18 protein-coding genes and 2 pseudogenes are annotated in these 16,110 nt (G+C 68.4%); all 20 read left to right on the top strand.

Features of this window, described 5'->3' with window-relative positions:
- The first annotated feature begins 71 nt into the window (after window positions 1–71).
- The 20 genes and pseudogenes from Phou_RS55495 to rpsQ all read left to right on the top strand — a co-directional run bounded on the left by Phou_RS55495 (window position 72) and on the right by rpsQ (window position 16,099).
- Complete coding sequence (locus tag Phou_RS55495) at window positions 72–2,099, top strand: hypothetical protein (RefSeq protein WP_371872127.1); 2,028 nt, start codon at window positions 72–74, stop codon at window positions 2,097–2,099.
- Window positions 1,994–3,958 carry a DNA-directed RNA polymerase subunit beta' gene (locus Phou_RS55490; RefSeq protein ID WP_371872126.1) on the top strand — a complete coding sequence of 655 codons (1,965 nt, stop codon included), beginning with the start codon at window positions 1,994–1,996 and terminating at the stop codon, window positions 3,956–3,958. The genes Phou_RS55495 and Phou_RS55490 overlap by 106 nt, the downstream gene beginning before the upstream one ends.
- An 87-nt stretch (window positions 3,959–4,045) precedes the next feature.
- Window positions 4,046–4,393 (top strand): hypothetical protein, encoded by a 348-nt coding sequence (locus tag Phou_RS15355; RefSeq protein WP_173056664.1) that lies wholly within the window; start codon window positions 4,046–4,048, stop codon window positions 4,391–4,393.
- 866 nt (window positions 4,394–5,259) lie between these two features.
- Window positions 5,260–5,748 carry a hypothetical protein gene (locus Phou_RS15350; protein WP_246273569.1) on the top strand — a complete coding sequence of 163 codons (489 nt, stop codon included), beginning with the start codon at window positions 5,260–5,262 and terminating at the stop codon, window positions 5,746–5,748.
- 381 nt (window positions 5,749–6,129) lie between these two features.
- Window positions 6,130–6,503 (top strand): annotated as a pseudogene (gene rpsL, locus Phou_RS15345) (30S ribosomal protein S12).
- Between the two features lies 1 nt (window position 6,504).
- Window positions 6,505–6,975, top strand: a complete 471-nt coding sequence (rpsG, locus tag Phou_RS15340) for a 30S ribosomal protein S7 (RefSeq protein WP_173056663.1) — start codon at window positions 6,505–6,507, stop codon at window positions 6,973–6,975.
- Window positions 6,976–7,006: 31 nt separating this feature from the next.
- On the top strand, window positions 7,007–9,112 hold the full coding sequence (gene fusA, locus Phou_RS15335; RefSeq protein WP_425571166.1) for an elongation factor G: 2,106 nt from the start codon (window positions 7,007–7,009) through the stop codon (window positions 9,110–9,112).
- 82 nt (window positions 9,113–9,194) lie between these two features.
- Window positions 9,195–10,388 (top strand): elongation factor Tu, encoded by a 1,194-nt coding sequence (gene tuf / locus Phou_RS15330; RefSeq protein WP_173056661.1) that lies wholly within the window; start codon window positions 9,195–9,197, stop codon window positions 10,386–10,388.
- A 295-nt stretch (window positions 10,389–10,683) separates the two neighbouring features.
- The gene (gene rpsJ / locus Phou_RS15325; protein WP_018347762.1) at window positions 10,684–10,992 is read left to right on the top strand and encodes a 30S ribosomal protein S10; all 309 of its coding nucleotides are present in this window, start codon (window positions 10,684–10,686) and stop codon (window positions 10,990–10,992) included.
- A 13-nt stretch (window positions 10,993–11,005) separates the two neighbouring features.
- The gene (rplC, locus tag Phou_RS15320) at window positions 11,006–11,665 is read left to right on the top strand and encodes a 50S ribosomal protein L3 (RefSeq protein WP_173056660.1); all 660 of its coding nucleotides are present in this window, start codon (window positions 11,006–11,008) and stop codon (window positions 11,663–11,665) included.
- Window positions 11,662–12,318, top strand: coding sequence for a 50S ribosomal protein L4 (gene rplD, locus Phou_RS15315; protein WP_173056659.1), 657 nt, complete (start codon window positions 11,662–11,664; stop codon window positions 12,316–12,318). The genes rplC and rplD overlap by 4 nt, the downstream gene beginning before the upstream one ends.
- Window positions 12,315–12,617: a 50S ribosomal protein L23 gene (gene rplW, locus Phou_RS15310; RefSeq protein ID WP_173056658.1), complete on the top strand. Its 303-nt coding sequence runs from the start codon at window positions 12,315–12,317 to the stop codon at window positions 12,615–12,617. Before rplD ends, rplW begins: the two co-directional genes overlap by 4 nt.
- Before the next feature lie 14 nt (window positions 12,618–12,631).
- A complete protein-coding gene (rplB, locus tag Phou_RS15305) occupies window positions 12,632–13,471 on the top strand; it encodes a 50S ribosomal protein L2 (protein ID WP_173056657.1) in 840 nt (279 codons plus the stop codon).
- 6 nt (window positions 13,472–13,477) lie between these two features.
- Window positions 13,478–13,759 (top strand): 30S ribosomal protein S19, encoded by a 282-nt coding sequence (rpsS, locus tag Phou_RS15300; RefSeq protein WP_173041244.1) that lies wholly within the window; start codon window positions 13,478–13,480, stop codon window positions 13,757–13,759.
- A 40-nt stretch (window positions 13,760–13,799) separates the two neighbouring features.
- Window positions 13,800–14,092, top strand: a pseudogene (rplV, locus tag Phou_RS55485) (50S ribosomal protein L22); the annotation flags it as partial.
- A 54-nt stretch (window positions 14,093–14,146) separates the two neighbouring features.
- On the top strand, window positions 14,147–14,287 hold the full coding sequence (locus tag Phou_RS55480; RefSeq protein ID WP_371872197.1) for a hypothetical protein: 141 nt from the start codon (window positions 14,147–14,149) through the stop codon (window positions 14,285–14,287).
- Entirely contained in the window at window positions 14,287–15,147 is an 861-nt protein-coding gene (rpsC, locus tag Phou_RS15290) for a 30S ribosomal protein S3 (protein WP_173056656.1), read from the top strand. The genes Phou_RS55480 and rpsC overlap by 1 nt, the downstream gene beginning before the upstream one ends.
- Window positions 15,148–15,150: 3 nt before the next feature.
- The gene (gene rplP, locus Phou_RS15285) at window positions 15,151–15,576 is read left to right on the top strand and encodes a 50S ribosomal protein L16 (RefSeq protein ID WP_173056655.1); all 426 of its coding nucleotides are present in this window, start codon (window positions 15,151–15,153) and stop codon (window positions 15,574–15,576) included.
- Window positions 15,576–15,812, top strand: a complete 237-nt coding sequence (gene rpmC / locus Phou_RS15280) for a 50S ribosomal protein L29 (RefSeq protein WP_173056654.1) — start codon at window positions 15,576–15,578, stop codon at window positions 15,810–15,812. Before rplP ends, rpmC begins: the two co-directional genes overlap by 1 nt.
- Window positions 15,809–16,099, top strand: coding sequence for a 30S ribosomal protein S17 (rpsQ, locus tag Phou_RS15275; protein WP_173056653.1), 291 nt, complete (start codon window positions 15,809–15,811; stop codon window positions 16,097–16,099). The genes rpmC and rpsQ overlap by 4 nt, the downstream gene beginning before the upstream one ends.
- The last annotated feature ends 11 nt before the right edge of the window (window positions 16,100–16,110 follow it).

The following is a 16,110-nucleotide window of genomic DNA, read 5'->3' as shown; positions in this document are numbered from 1 at the left end:
AGGGGCCAACCGGCTCCTGACCCCACCGATGAGCTGGCAAAAGATACGAGACACGACTCGAGGGACATAAATTGCTCGACGTCAACTTCTTCGACGAGTTGCGAATCGGCCTGGCGACAGCTGACGACATCCGCCAGTGGTCGCACGGCGAGGTGAAGAAGCCCGAGACGATCAACTACCGCACGCTCAAGCCGGAAAAGGACGGGCTCTTCTGCGAGAAGATCTTCGGTCCTCAGCGGGACTGGGAGTGCTACTGCGGCAAGTACAAGCGAGTCCGCTTCAAGGGCATCATCTGTGAGCGCTGCGGCGTCGAGGTGACCCGCTCGAAGGTCCGCCGTGAGCGGATGGGCCACATCGAGCTGGCCGCCTCGGTCACGCACATCTGGTACTTCAAGGGTGTGCCCAGCCGCCTCGGCTACCTGCTCGACCTGGCGCCCAAGGACCTCGAAAAGATCATCTACTTCGCGTCGTACGTGGTGACCGGGGTGGACACCGAGGCCCGCCACCGCGACATGTCGACGGTGGAAAACGAGATCCTGGCCGAGAAGCGGCAGTCGGAAAACAGCCGCGACTCGGAGATCGAGAAGCGGGCCGCCAAGCTCGAGGCCGACCTGGCCGAGCTGGAGGCGGAGGGCGCCAAGGCCGACGTGCGGCGCAAGGTCAAGGAGTCTGGCGAGCGTGAGATGCGCCAGATCCGCGACCGGGCGCAGCGCGAGATCGACCGGCTCGACGAGGTGCTCGACACGTTCCGCAAGCTGGAGCCCAAGCAGCTGGTCACCGACGAGCTGCTCTACCGGGAGCTGCGCGACCGGTTCGGCGAGTACTTCAACGGCGGCATGGGTGCCGAGGCGATCAAGGCCCTGCTCGAAAACATGGACCTTGACGCGGAGGCCGACAACCTGCGCGAGATCATCCGGTCCGGCAAGGGTCAGCGGAAGATCCGGGCGCTCAAGCGGCTCAAGGTCGTGGCGGCGTTCCTGAACACCCGTAACTCGCCGCTCGGCATGGTGCTCGACTGCGTGCCGGTCATCCCGCCGGACCTGCGTCCGATGGTGCAGCTCGACGGTGGCCGCTTCGCGACCTCCGACCTCAACGACCTGTACCGCCGCGTGATCAACCGGAACAACCGGCTCAAGCGCCTGATCGACCTGGGTGCGCCCGAGATCATCGTCAACAACGAGAAGCGGATGCTGCAGGAGGCCGTCGACGCGCTGTTCGACAACGGCCGCCGCGGTCGTCCGGTCACCGGCCCGGGTAACCGGCCGCTGAAGTCGCTGTCCGACATGCTCAAGGGCAAGCAGGGCCGCTTCCGGCAGAACCTGCTCGGCAAGCGCGTCGACTACTCCGGCCGTTCCGTGATCGTCGTCGGCCCGCAGCTGAAGCTGCACCAGTGCGGCCTGCCCAAGCAGATGGCGCTGGAGCTCTTCAAGCCGTTCGTGATGAAGCGCCTGGTTGACCTCAACCACGCGCAAAACATCAAGTCCGCCAAGCGGATGGTCGAGCGGCAGCGGCCGGTCGTGTGGGACGTGCTGGAAGAGGTCATCGGGGAGCACCCGGTGCTGCTCAACCGCGCACCCACGCTGCACCGTCTGGGCATCCAGGCCTTCGAGCCGCAGCTGGTCGAGGGCAAGGCGATCCAGATCCACCCGCTCGTCTGCACCGCGTTCAACGCGGACTTCGACGGTGACCAGATGGCGGTGCACGTGCCGCTGTCCGCCGAGGCGCAGGCCGAGGCGCGGATCCTGATGCTCTCGTCGAACAACATCCTCAAGCCGGCCGACGGCAAGCCGGTCACCATGCCCACCCAGGACATGGTCATCGGGCTGTACCACCTGACCCACCTCACGGCGGACGCCAAGGGGGTCGGGCGGGAGTTCAGCTCGGACGCCGAGGCGCGGATGGCCTTCGACAACGGCGAGCTGCACCTGCAGGCGCCGATCAAGGTGCGGCTGCGCGACGTCGTCGAGGTCGACAACGGTGCCGGCCAGCCCAGGTGGACCGCCCCGAGGGGTGGACGCCGGGCGAGCCGCTCATCGTCGAGACCACGCTGGGTCGGGCGCTCTTCAACGAGACCCTGCCCAAGGGCTACCGGTACGTGAACTACGAGATCCGCAAGGGTCAGCTCTCCGCGATCGTCAACGACCTCGCCGAGCGGTTCCCGAAGGTGGCCCTGGCCGCCACTCTGGACGCGCTCAAGGAGGCCGGTTTCCACTGGGCCACCTGGTCCGGCGTGACGATCGGCATGGAGGACGTCATCGCGCCGCCGCGCAAGCCCGAGATCATGGAGCGGTACGAGAAGGAAGCCGACCGGATCGACAAGCAGTACCAGCGTGGTCTGATGACGGCCGAGGAGCGTCGCGGCGAGCTCATCGAGATCTGGACCAAGGCGACCAACGAGGTGGCCAAGGAGATGGAGACCTCGCTGCCGCAGGAAAACCCGTTGTGGAAGATGATCAACTCGGGTGCCCGCGGTAACCTGCTTCAGCTCCGCCAGATCGCGGCGATCCGTGGCCTGGTGGCCAACCCCAAGGGTGAGATCATCCCGCGGCCGATCAAGTCCAGCTACCGCGAGGGCCTGTCGGTGGTGGAGTACTTCATCTCCACCCACGGTGCCCGCAAGGGTCTGGCCGACACCGCGCTGCGTACGGCGGACTCGGGTTACCTGACCCGGCGTCTGGTCGACGTGTCGCAGGACGTGATCATCCGCGAGGAGGACTGCGGCACCGACCGCGCGATCCCGATGCAGGTGGGCGAGACCATCAACGGTCAGCTCGCGGTGCACGAGCACGCCGAGACGGGTGTGCACGCCCGTACCCTTGCCGACGACGTCAAGGGCGCCGACGGCACGGTCGTCGCGGAGCGGGGCACCGACCTCAACTCGATCGTGGTCGACAAGCTTGTCGCCGCGAACGTCGAGACGGTGCGCGTCCGCAGCGTGCTCACCTGCGAGTCCAAGCTGGGCGTCTGCGCGGCCTGCTACGGCCGTTCGCTGCCGACCGGCAAGACCGTGGACGTCGGCGAGGCGGTCGGCATCATCGCCGCCCAGTCGATCGGTGAGCCGGGCACCCAGCTCACGATGCGTACGTTCCACACCGGCGGTGTCGCCGGTGAGGACATCACGCAGGGTCTGCCGCGTGTGCAGGAGATCTTCGAGGCGCGCGTGCCCAAGGGCAAGGCGCCGATCGCCGACACGCCTGGCCGGATCCGGATCGAGGATGGCGAGCGTTCGCGGAAGATCATCATCGTTCCCGACGACGGGAGCGACGAGATCGTCCACGACAAGATCTCCAAGCGCGTGCGGCTCCGGGCGCACGACGGAGACCACGTCGAGGTCGGCGAAAAGCTCACCGAGGGCACGATCGACCCGCACGAGCTCCTGCGGATCCTCGGCCCGCGCGCGGTGCAGGTCCACCTGACCCAGGAGGTCCAGGAGGTCTACCGCTCGCAGGGTGTGCTCATCCACGACAAGCACATCGAGATCATCATTCGGCAGATGCTGAAGCGGGTCACGGTCATCGACTCGGGCTCCACCGAGTTCCTGCCGGGTGTGCTGGTCGACCGCGCCGTCTTCGAGTCGGAAAACCGCCGGCTCGTGTCGGAGGGTGGCGAGCCCGCCGCCGGCCGTCCGGTGCTCATGGGTATCACCAAGGCCTCGCTGGCGACCGACTCCTGGCTCTCGGCGGCCTCCTTCCAGGAGACCACCCGGGTGCTGACCGACGCGGCGATCAACGCGCGCAGCGACTCGCTGATCGGTCTGAAGGAGAACGTCATCATCGGCAAGCTCATCCCGGCCGGTACGGGCATCAGCAAGTACCGCAACATCCGGGTCGAGCCCACCGAGGAGGCCAAGGCCAAGGTGTACTCGATGACCGGGTACCCCGAGACCGACTACGGCTTCGGGCCGGCCAGCGGGCAGGCTGTGCCGCTGGACGACTTCGATTTCGGGTCCTACCGCTGACCCCGGTCGGTGGCTGAGAAGTCCTGGTAAGTCGCGAAGCGCCCCGCACGTCACGTGCGGGGCGCTTTCGCTTTGTAGGCTTGCGAGGTGACCACATCGCCGGCGGCCCTGCGCCACCCGCTCGATCCCGAGCCGGTGCGCTCGACCAAGGCCGGCACGGTGTTCGCCCTGGGGCTTGTCGCGCTCGTCACCGGCCCGTTCGTGGGTGGCCTTGTGCCCGCCAGCATCGCGATCGCGCTGGCCGGGCAGGCGCGGCGCGAGGCGTTCCGCTCCGAGGGCTACCTGACCGGCTCGGCCTGGTTGCGCCGCGGTGAAAAGCTGGCCTGGATCGGCGTCGCCCTGGCCGCCACGTCCCTGGTCGTCGCGGTCGTGATCGGCGTGGTCGACTACGCGGGCACCCCGGCGGGACACGACTTCGCGCCCGGGGTCGACTAGCGTGGCGGTGTCTTTCGGCGGCCGTGGCGATGTGGCGGTCCTGCGGCACACTGCCCGTCGAGACCGGCGGGCCTGAGGGCGAGGTGGCGGAGTGACGGACGAGGCGCCGCGGCCGGCGCGGCCCGAGGATCCGCCCACCCCGCGGACACTGGCACAGGCGAGTCCCGCTCCGGCTTCGGCGAATCCAGTTCAGGCATGGGTCAGGCCGGGCGTTCGATCGGTGAGGCGGGGCGGTCCATCGGCGCCAGCGACCTGTGGCGTGCCGAGCGCGCCGGGGCTCCGGAGGGCGAGCCATCGCCGGAAAGCAGGCCAGCACCGTCCAGGAGCGAGTCAGTCACCGGGGATGAGGCGGCGGCGCCTGAGAGCCGGTCCACTGCCACCGAGGAGCCGAGCGCGCCGCAGGCGGACACTGGGCCCGCTCCCGCCGAGCAGCCAAGCGCGCGCCAGACGGACACCGAGCCTGCTCCCGCCGAGCAGCCGAGCGCGCAGCAAGCGGACACCGGGCCCGCCGACGAGCAGCCGGCGCCCGCGGCTCCGGGGCAGGCAGCGCCCGGGCCGGGGCAGGCAGCGGCCGAGCCGGGGCAGGCAGCGGCTGAGCCGGCGCAAGGAGCGGCCGAGCAACCCGCGCCGGCGCAAGCGGGTGCGGGCGTGGTCCAGAGCGGGCCGCCAGACGTGCGGGGGCACCCTGGCTGGCCTGCAAGGCCCCGGGGCCGCAGGACGTGCCGGCGCACCCTGGCTGGCCCGCAAGGCCCGTGGAGCCGCAGGACACGCCTGGCTGGCGCCCGCCGTACGGGACGGCGGCACCGGGCATGGCGCAGCCCTCGGCGCCCGTTTACGTGCCGCCGCCGGCGGGATGGCCGGGTGGGATGAGCCCCGCCCCGATGCCGCAGCCGGTCGGGGCCGCCGCGTCGCACTGGGGGCGGCCGGCCGCGGTCCCGCCGCCGCCGCGCGAGGCGTGGTTGGCGCCGCAGCGGGTCGAGGCGGTGCCGGGCACCAACTTCGCTGTCGTACACCTCAATCTGCCGCCGTCCACGTCGGGCCTGGCCGTCGGTTCGCTGGTGGCGGGAATCGGTTCGGTCCTCGTGTCGTTTGTCGTAGCGTGCTTCGGCGTGGTCGGTGCCTCGGCCGGCTGGGGTGCGTGGGTCGCGGGCGCCTTCGCGATGATCGCCGGCCTGGCCGGGGGTGCCGCGGTCGTGCTCGCGGTGCTCGGCATGCGGCAGATCAAGCGGGCGGTCTCCGGGATCCGGGTCACCGGCCGTGGCGTGGCCATCGCCGGCCTGGTCTGCGGTGCCGTGGGGCTCGGGCTCACCGCGCTCGGCGTCGGGACCTCCCTGTTGATCCAAGTGAGCGTCTGAGGACCCCGTCGATGGGTGGCCCGCACAGGAGCGGGTACACTGAACGACTGGAGTTGTTCGCCGCGGGCGAGAAGGCAAAGACGGGTCCCCCGTTTTGACCTGTGCGCTCACGGTGGGTACTCTTTCCCCTCGTGCCCGGGCGTGCCCGGGCAATCCGTGCGTGCGCCCTCATAGTGGGCCGCGACACGGGCAACGAGACAAACGCGGTGCACGTGACAGCGCGCGCCGCAACCGTGTGCCGGACGACACGCCCGACCGCGGGTGCCGGGAGGACGAGGGCCACCCGGCGAAAGTGCCAGGTCGGCCGCGTGCCGACCGGCGCAGAGGCACGGCACACAGACACAGGCACGCACAGAGGAAGCAAGGGAGCGGAGAAACCCGGTGCCCACGATCCAGCAGCTGGTCCGCAAGGGCCGGCAGGCCAAGACGAGCAAGACCAAGACCCCGGCGCTGAAGGGGAGCCCCAGCGGCGCGGAGTGTGCACGCGTGTGTACACCACCACCCCCAAGAAGCCGAACTCGGCGCTGCGCAAGGTCGCTCGTGTGAAGCTGAGCAGCCAGATCGAGGTGACGGCGTACATCCCCGGCGTCGGCCACAACCTGCAGGAGCACTCGATCGTGCTCGTGCGTGGCGGCCGTGTGAAGGACCTCCCCGGCGTCCGGTACAAGATCGTCCGCGGTTCGCTGGACACCCAGGGTGTCCGCAACCGCAAGCAGGCGCGCAGCCGCTACGGCGCGAAGAAGGAGAAGAGCTGACATGCCGCGTAAGGGCCCCGCGCCGCGCCGGCCGCTTGTCGCTGACCCGGTGTACAACTCGCCGCTGGTCACGCAGCTGGTCAACAAGATCCTGATGCGCGGCAAGCGCCAGCTCGCCGAGCGCGTTGTGTACGGCGCCCTGGAGGGCTGCCGGGAGAAGACCGGCACCGATCCGGTCGTGACCCTCAAGCGCGCGATGGACAACGTGAAGCCGACCCTCGAGGTCCGCAGCCGCCGTGTCGGTGGCGCGACGTACCAGGTGCCGGTTGAGGTTCGCCCGACCCGGGCGACCACCCTGGGCCTGCGCTGGCTGGTGCAGTACTCGAAGGCCCGGCGCGAGAAGACCATGATCGAGCGACTGCAGAACGAGCTGCTCGACGCGAGCAACGGCCTCGGCGCCTCGGTGAAGCGGCGCGAGGACACGCACAAGATGGCGGAGTCCAACAAGGCCTTCGCCCACTACCGCTGGTGACCCCAGCGCCCGACGAGACGACGAAGTAGGGATTACCGTGGCTGCCGCCGACAACGCGCTCGCCAAGCTACGCAACATCGGCATCATGGCGCACATCGATGCCGGTAAGACGACCACGACGGAACGAATCCTGTTCTACACCGGCATCACGTACAAGATCGGTGAGGTCCACGAGGGCGCCGCCGTCATGGACTGGATGGAGCAGGAGCAGGAGCGGGGCATCACCATCACCTCGGCCGCCACAAAGGTCGAGTGGAAGGGCCACCCCATCAACATCATCGACACCCCGGGGCACGTCGACTTCACCGTTGAGGTGGAGCGCAACCTGCGGGTGCTCGACGGTGCGATCGCGGTGTACGACGGTGTGGCCGGTGTCGAGCCGCAGACCGAGAACGTCTGGCGCCAGGCTGACAAGTACAACGTTCCGCGGATGTGCTTCGTCAACAAGCTCGACCGCACGGGTGCCGACTTCTTCCGCTGCGTGCAGATGATGATCGACCGGCTCAACGCCACCCCGCTGGTGCTGCAGATCCCGATCGGCCTCGAGGGCAACCACATCGGCGTCGTCGACCTGATCGGGATGCGCGCGCTCACGTGGCGCGGCGAGACCCAGAAGGGCGAGGACTACGCGGTCGAGGAGATCCCGGCCGAGCTCGCCGACCAGGCCGCCGAGTGGCGCGAGAAGCTCATCGAGACGCTCGCCGACGTCGACGACAGCGTGATGGAGAAGTACCTGGAGGGCGAGGAGATCTCGGCCGACGAGATCAAGGCCGGCATCCGCCGCGCCACCATCACCTCCAAGGCCAACCCGGTGCTGTGTGGCTCCGCGTTCAAGAACAAGGGCATCCAGCCCATGCTGGACGCCGTCATCGACTTCCTGCCGTCGCCGCTGGACATCCCGGCGATCGAGGGCACGGCGACTGACGGCGAGACCCCGCTCCTGCGCCGGCCCTCGATGTCCGAGCCCTTCTCCGCGCTGGCGTTCAAGATCCAGACGGACAAGCACCTCGGCAAGCTGACGTACGTGCGGGTCTACTCCGGCAAGCTCGAGTCCGGTTCCCAGGTGATCAACTCCACCAAGGACCGCAAGGAGCGCATCGGCAAGATCTACCAGATGCACGCGAACAAGCGAGAAGAGCGTGCGACCGCGCAGGCCGGCGACATCATCGCGGTGCAGGGTCTCAAGCAGACCACCACCGGCGACACGCTGTGTGACCCGGCCAACCCGGTGATCCTGGAGTCGATGACGTTCCCGGAGCCGGTGATCCAGGTCGCCATCGAGCCGAAGACGAAGGCCGACCAGGAGAAGCTGGGCACCGCGATCCAGCGCCTGGCCGAGGAGGACCCGACCTTCCGCGTCGCCAACGACCAGGAGACCGGTCAGACGGTCATCTCGGGCATGGGCGAGCTGCACCTCGACATCCTGGTCGACCGCATGCGCCGGGAGTTCAACGTCGAGGCCAACATCGGCAAGCCGCAGGTGGCGTACCGCGAGACCATCCGCCGCAAGGTGGACAAGGTCGAGTACACGCACAAGAAGCAGACCGGTGGCTCCGGTCAGTACGCGAGCGTGATCGTCAGCCTCGAGCCACTGCCGCTCGACAACGACGCCCCGACGTACGAGTTCCAGAACTCGGTCACCGGTGGTCGCATCCCGAAGGAGTTCATCCCCTCGGTCGACGCCGGTGCCCAGGACGCCATGCAGTACGGCATCCTCGCCGGCTACCCGCTGGTCGGCGTCAGGCTGACGCTGCTGGACGGGAAGTACCACGAGGTCGACTCGTCCGAGATGGCGTTCAAGATCGCTGGCTCGATGGTGCTCAAGGAGGCCGCTCGCAAGGCCGACCCCGCGCTGCTCGAGCCGATGATGGCCGTTGAGGTCACCACTCCCGAGGAGAACATGGGTGACGTCATCGGCGACCTCAACTCCCGCCGGGGCATCATCCAGGCGATGGAGGAGCGCGGCGGTGCCCGCGTCGTCCGCGCCCTGGTCCCCTTGTCGGAGATGTTCGGCTATGTCGGCGACCTGCGGTCGAAGACCCAGGGCCGGGCGAGCTACAGCATGCAGTTCGACTCATACGCCGAGGTGCCGCAGAACGTCGCCAAGGAGATCATCGCCAAGGCGACCGGCGAGTAGTCGGACCGCACCAGACCGGGCCTGATGGCCGCACAGTTGCAAGACCAAGCGTACGAACCAAGAAGTCCACAGGAGGACACCAGTGGCGAAGGCGAAGTTCGAGCGGACTAAGCCGCACGTCAACATCGGCACCATTGGTCATATCGACCACGGTAAGACGACGCTGACCGCGGCCATCACCAAGGTCCTGCACGACAAGATGCCCGACCTGAACCCCTACACGCCGTTCGACGAGATCGACAAGGCGCCGGAGGAGAAGGCCCGCGGTATCACCATCTCGATCGCGCACGTCGAGTACCAGACCGAGGCGCGGCACTACGCCCACGTCGACTGTCCTGGTCACGCCGACTACATCAAGAACATGATCACCGGTGCCGCCCAGATGGACGGCGCGATCCTGGTGGTCGCCGCGACCGACGGTCCGATGCCGCAGACCCGCGAGCACGTGCTCCTGGCCCGCCAGGTTGGCGTGCCCTACATCGTCGTGGCGCTCAACAAGAGCGACATGGTCGATGACGAGGAGCTGCTCGAGCTCGTCGAGCTCGAGGTTCGCGAGCTGCTCTCGGCGCAGGAGTACCCGGGCGACGACCTGCCGGTCGTGCGCGTCTCGGCGCTGCGTGCGCTCGAGGGCGACCCGGAGTGGACCGACAAGCTCATGGAGCTGATGAACGCGGTCGACACCGCGATCCCGCAGCCCGAGCGTGAGATCGAGAAGCCGTTCCTCATGCCCATCGAGGACGTCTTCACGATCACCGGTCGCGGCACCGTGGTGACCGGTCGCGCCGAGCGTGGCGTGCTCAAGCCGAACGAGGAAGTCGAGATCGTCGGCATCCGCGAGAAGTCGACCAAGACGGTTTGCACGGGCATCGAGATGTTCCGCAAGCTGCTCGACGAGGCCCGCGCGGGTGAGAACGTCGGTCTGCTGCTCCGCGGCATCAAGCGCGAGGACGTCGAGCGCGGCATGGTGGTCGTGAAGCCGGGCACCACGACTCCGCACACGGAGTTCGAGGGTCAGGTCTACATCCTCTCCAAGGAGGAGGGTGGCCGGCACACCCCGTTCTTCCAGAACTACCGGCCGCAGTTCTACTTCCGCACCACGGACGTCACCGGCGTCGTCACGCTGCCCGAGGGCACCGAGATGGTCATGCCCGGCGACAACACCGCCATGTCGGTCAAGCTGATCCAGCCGATCGCCATGGAGCAGGGCCTGCGCTTCGCCATCCGCGAGGGTGGCCGCACCGTCGGTGCGGGCCAGGTCACCAAGATCATCAAGTGAGCTGAGTAACCCCGATTAGACCTGCCGTGCGGTAGTACGGCATACTAGTCAGGTTGCGTTTCGTGGGGTGGCCGGCTGCTGCCGTTCAAAGCACAGCAGCCGGCCATCCTCGCGGGTGGCCGGGGTGTGTTGACACGCCCGGTGCCTTGACCCCCGCAAGCCACCAGGTTAGGCCCCAGCTTTTTGGGGCGGAGTCTGGCCCGAAGGCGCGACACGCCCGACCGCGGGGGTCGGCCAAGGGATGGACAGCCATCCGCAACACAGCGGCATCGCGAGAGAAGGAAACGAAGCCACCATGGCGGGACAGAAGATCCGCATCCGGCTCAAGGCCTATGACCACGAGGTCGTCGACTCCTCGGCTCGGAAGATCGTGGAGACGGTGACCCGTACCGGTGCTCAGGTCGCGGGCCCGGTGCCGCTGCCGACCGAGATCAACCGTTACTGCGTGATCCGGTCGCCGCACAAGTACAAGGACTCGCGCGAGCACTTCGAGATGCGCACGCACAAGCGTCTGATCGACATCATCGACCCGACCCCCAAGACGGTCGACTCGCTCATGCGCCTCGACCTGCCGGCTGGCGTCGACATCGAGATCAAGCTGTAGGGACTGCGAACTCATGGACAGGCAAGTGAAGGGCATCCTGGGCGCCAAGCTCGGCATGACCCAGGTCTGGGACAACAACAAGGTTGTCCCGGTGACCGTGGTGCAGGCCGGCCCGTGCGTCGTGACCCAGGTGCGCACGTCCGACAAGGACGGGTACGCCGCGGTGCAGCTGGCGTTCGGCGCCGTCGACCCGCGCAAGGTCAACAAGCCGCGCACCGGCCACTTCGAGAAGGCCGGCACGGCGCCGCGGCGCCACATCGTGGAGCTGCGCACGACCGACGCGGGTGAGTACGAGCTCGGCCAGGAGGTCACTGTCGAGGCGTTCGGGGCGGGCACCGTCATCGACGTCACCGGCAAGACCAAGGGCAAGGGCTTCGCCGGCGTCATGAAGCGGCACGGCTTCCACGGCCTGCGCGCCAGCCACGGTGTCGAGCGCAAGCACCGCTCGCCCGGTTCCATCGGCGCCTGCGCGACCCCCGGTCGCGTCTTCAAGGGCGTGAAGATGGCCGGTCGCATGGGCGGCGTGCGCTACACCGTGCAAAACCTCACGGTGCAGGCGATCGACACGGAAAACAACCTGCTGCTGGTCAGGGGCGCGATCCCCGGTCCGGCCGGCGCTCTCGTGCTGGTCCGCACCGCGGCCAAGGCGAAGGTGAAGGGTGGTGCGAAGTGACCACGGTTGGCGTTCTGACCCCCGAGGGCACGACGGCCGGCACCGTTGACCTGCCCGCTGAGGTGTTCGACGTACAGGCGAACATCCCGCTGATGCACCAGGTCGTGGTGGCCCAGCTCGCGGCCGCCCGCCAGGGCACGCACAAGGCGAAGACCCGCGGTGAGGTCGCCGGTGGCGGCAAGAAGCCGTACAAGCAGAAGGGCACGGGCCGCGCCCGCCAGGGCTCGATCCGCGCGCCGCAGTTCACCGGCGGTGGCGTGGTGCACGGTCCGGTCCCGCGCGACTACAGCCAGCGGACCCCGAAGAAGATGAAGGTCGCCGCCCTGCGTGGCGCCCTCTCCGACCGGGCCCGCGAGGGTCGCCTGCACGTCGTCGAGGCGTTCGTCAGCGGCGAGACGCCGTCGACCAAGGCGGCGCTCAAGACGCTGCGCACCGCCAGCGAGCGGGCGCGCGTGCTGGTCGTGCTCGGCGCTGAAGACGAGCTCAACTGGCTGTCGCTGCGCAACCTGGCCGGCGAGGGCGTGCACCTGATCGAGGCCGGCCAGCTCAACACGTACGACGTGCTGGTCGCCGACGACGTCGTGTTCACCAAGGACGCGCTCGCCGAGTTCCTGGGCGAGAAGCCGGCGGACGAGACGGAGGCCGACAAGTGACCACCATCCCGGATCCGCGCGACATCATCATCGCGCCGGTCGTGTCCGAGAAGAGCTACAGCGTTCTGGACCAGAACTGGTACACGTTCCTGGTCCGGCCGGACGCCAACAAGACCCAGATCAAGATCGCTATCCAGCAGATCTTCAACGTCCGCGTGCTGACGGTCAACACCGCCAACCGCGAGGGCAAGCGCAAGCGCACCCGCACCGGCTGGGGGCAGCGCAAGGCCACCAAGCGGGCGCTGGTGAAGCTGGCTGACGGTGACCGCATCGAGGCCTTCGGCGGCCCGGTCAGCTGAGGGGTTGTTAAATCATGCCGATTCGTAAGTACAAGCCGACGTCGCCGGGCCGCCGCGGCTCCAGCGTCGCCGACTTCGCTGAGATCACCCGGTCGACGCCGGAGAAGTCGCTGCTGGTGCCGCTGCCCAAGAAGGGCGGCCGCAACGCGAGTGGAAAGATCACTACGCGGCACCAGGGTGGCGGGCACAAGCGCCAGTACCGGCTGATCGACTTCAAGCGGGTCGACAAGGACGGCGTTCCGGCGAAGGTCGCGCACATCGAGTACGACCCCAACCGCACCGCGCGCATCGCGCTGCTGCACTACGCCGACGGCGAGAAGCGCTACATCGTCGCGCCGAAGGACCTGAAGCAGGGCGACCGGGTCGAGTCCGGCCCGGGTGCCGACATCAAGCCGGGCAACAACCTGCCGCTGCGCAACATCCCGGTGGGTACCCAGATCCACTGCGTGGAGCTGCGTCCGGGCGGCGGCGCCAAGCTGGCCCGCTCGGCCGGCGTCGGCATCCAGCTGCTCGGCCGTGAGGGCGCCTACGCGACGCTCCGTATGCCGTCGGGCGAGATCCGCCGCGTCGACGTGCGCTGCCGCGCGACCGTCGGCGAGATCGGCAACGCCGATCAGTCCAACATCAACTGGGGTAAGGCCGGCCGGATGCGGTGGAAGGGCAAGCGCCCGACCGTCCGCGGTGTCGCGATGAACCCGGTCGACCACCCGCACGGTGGTGGTGAGGGTAAGACCTCCGGTGGTCGTCACCCGGTCAACCCCCAGGGCAAGCCGGAGGGTCGCACCCGCCGCAAGGGTCTGCCGAGCGACCGGCTGATCGTTCGCCGTCGTTACGCCAACCGGAAGCGGGGTTAATCCCACATGCCACGCAGTCTCAAGAAGGGCCCCTTCGTCGACGACCACCTGGTGAAGAAGGTGGAGACGCAGAACGACAAGGGTTCCAAGAACGTCATCAAGACCTGGTCGCGGCGTTCGACGATCATCCCCGAGATGCTCGGGCACACGATCGCGGTGCACGACGGTCGCAAGCACGTCCCGGTGTTCATCACCGAGGCGATGGTCGGGCACAAGCTCGGCGAGTTCGCGCTGACCCGCACGTTCAAGGGTCACGAGAAGGACGACCGCAAGAGCCGGCGCCGGTAAAGCAGCAGGACTACGGATAAAGGATCAAGGGGTTACAGCGATGCCAGTTAAAGGCGACGCTCCGGCGCTTCCGGGCGCGCGGGCGGTTGCGCGTCACGTGCGCATCTCGCCGACGAAGGCGCGCCGGGTGGTCAACCTCGTCCGCGGTCTGCCCGCGCAGGAGGCGCTCACGGTGCTGAAGTTCGCCCCGCAGGCGGCCAGCGAGCAGGTGTACAAGGTGCTGGCCAGCGCGATCGCGAACGCCGAGAACAACGAGCGGCTGGACCCCGACGCGCTGCTCGTCAGCGAGGCGTTCGTCGACGAGGGCCCACGCTCAAGCGGTTCCAGCCGCGGGCGCAGGGCCGGGCGTACCGGATCCGCAAGCGCACCTGCCACATCACCGTGGCGGTGGAGGCGGTCGCGCCGGCGGCTCCGCGCAAGGCTGCGGCCAAGAAGGCGGCTCCGGCGAAGAAGGCGGCTCCGGCCAAGGCCACCGAGCCTGCCGAGACGAAGGCGGAGAAGACCACCGCCGAGGAAGGGACCGAGTAATGGGTCAGAAGGTTCACCCGCACGGGTTCCGGCTCGGCATCTCCACCGACTGGAAGTCCCGCTGGTACGCGGACAAGCTCTACAAGGACTACATCGCCGAGGACGTGAAGATCCGGCGGATGATGTCCAAGGGCCTGGAGCGCGCCGGCATCTCCAAGGTGGACATCGAGCGCACCCGCGACCGGGTGCGGGTCGACATCCACACCGCCCGGCCGGGCATTGTCATCGGCCGTAAGGGCGCGGAGGCCGACCGCATCCGCGGCGAGCTTGAGAAGCTCACCGGCAAGCAGGTGCAGCTCAACATCCTCGAGGTGAAGAGCCCCGAGTCGGACGCGCAGCTCGTCGCGCAGGGCGTGGCCGAGCAGCTGTCCAGCCGGGTCAGCTTCCGCCGGGCGATGCGCAAGGCGATGCAGTCCGCGATGAAGAACCCGATCGTGCGGGGCATCCGGGTGCAGGTCTCGGGCCGCCTGGGCGGCGCCGAGATGAGCCGTACGGAGTTCTACCGCGAGGGTCGGGTGCCGCTGCACACGCTGCGGGCCAACATCGAGTACGGCTTCTTCGAGGCGCGTACCACCTTCGGCCGCATCGGCGTGAAGGTGTGGATCTACAAGGGTGACGCCGTGCCGGGTCGCGAGACCCCGGCCGACACCGGGCCCGCCCGCCCGCGCCGCGACCGGGGCGACCGTCCCGAGCGTCCGCGCCGTGGCCGTTCCGGCTCGTCCGGTACGACCGCCGGCGGCACCGAGGCGGGCCGCGCCGCTGCCGCTGCCGCTGCTGAGCAGTCCGCTCCGCCGGCAGCCGCTCCCGTAGAGGCCGCACCCGCCGCCACCGCCGCCCCGAGTGAGCAGCAGGAGGGCTGACAAATGCTGATGCCGCGTAAGCCCCCGAAGGGCTTCCGCAAGCCGCACCACCCGTCCCGTTCCGGGGCGAGCAAGGGCGGCAACCGGGTTGTCTTCGGCGAGTTTGGTATCCAGGCACTGGAGCCCGCCTACGTGACCAACCGGCAGATCGAGGCGGCTCGTATCGCCATGACCCGCCACATCAAGCGTGGCGGCAAGGTCTGGATCACGGTCTTCCCGGACCAGGCCCTGACGAAGAAGCCGGCCGAAACCCGGATGGGTTCCGGCAAGGGCTCGCCCGAGTGGTGGGTCGCCAACATCAAGCCGGGGCGTGTCCTGTTCGAGATGTCATTCCCGAACGAGACGATCGCGCGGGAGGCCATGCGCCGCGCGATCCACAAGCTCCCGATGAAATGCCGCATTGTGACGCGCGAAGTGGGTGAGGTCTGATGGCAGCGGGCACCAAGGCTGCCGAGCTGCGCGAGCAGTCCGACGAGGAGCTGACCGCGAAGCTGCGGGAGGCCAAGGCGGAGCTGTTCAACCTCCGCGTACAGAGCGCGACCGGCCAGCTGGACAACAACAAGCGCCTGCAGGTCATCCGCAAGGAGATCGCCAGGATTTACACGATCATGCGTGAGCGCGAGCTGGGGCTCTCGGCCGCGCCGACTGAGGTGATTGCGTCATGAGTGAGAACACCGCCGCGGCGGAGACCGCCGCCGCGCCTCGGGCCCGGCGCAAGGTCCGCGAGGGCCTGGTCGTCAGCGACAAGATGGACAAGACCGTCGTTGTCGAGGTCGAGGACCGCGTCAAGCACCCGCTTTACGGCAAGGTGCTGCGGCGCACCAGCAAGCTGAAGGTGCACGACGAGCAGAACGCGTGCGGCGTCGGCGACCGGGTGCTGCTGATGGAGACCCGCCCGCTGTCCGCCACCAAGCGCTGGCGGGTCGTGGAGATCCTCGAGAAGGCCAAGTAGTAGAGCCGACC

It is taken from the genome of Phytohabitans houttuyneae (genome assembly GCF_011764425.1).
In the GTDB taxonomy this organism is placed as follows: domain Bacteria; phylum Actinomycetota; class Actinomycetes; order Mycobacteriales; family Micromonosporaceae; genus Phytohabitans; species Phytohabitans houttuyneae.
This window is presented reverse-complemented; position numbering and strand designations above follow the sequence as displayed.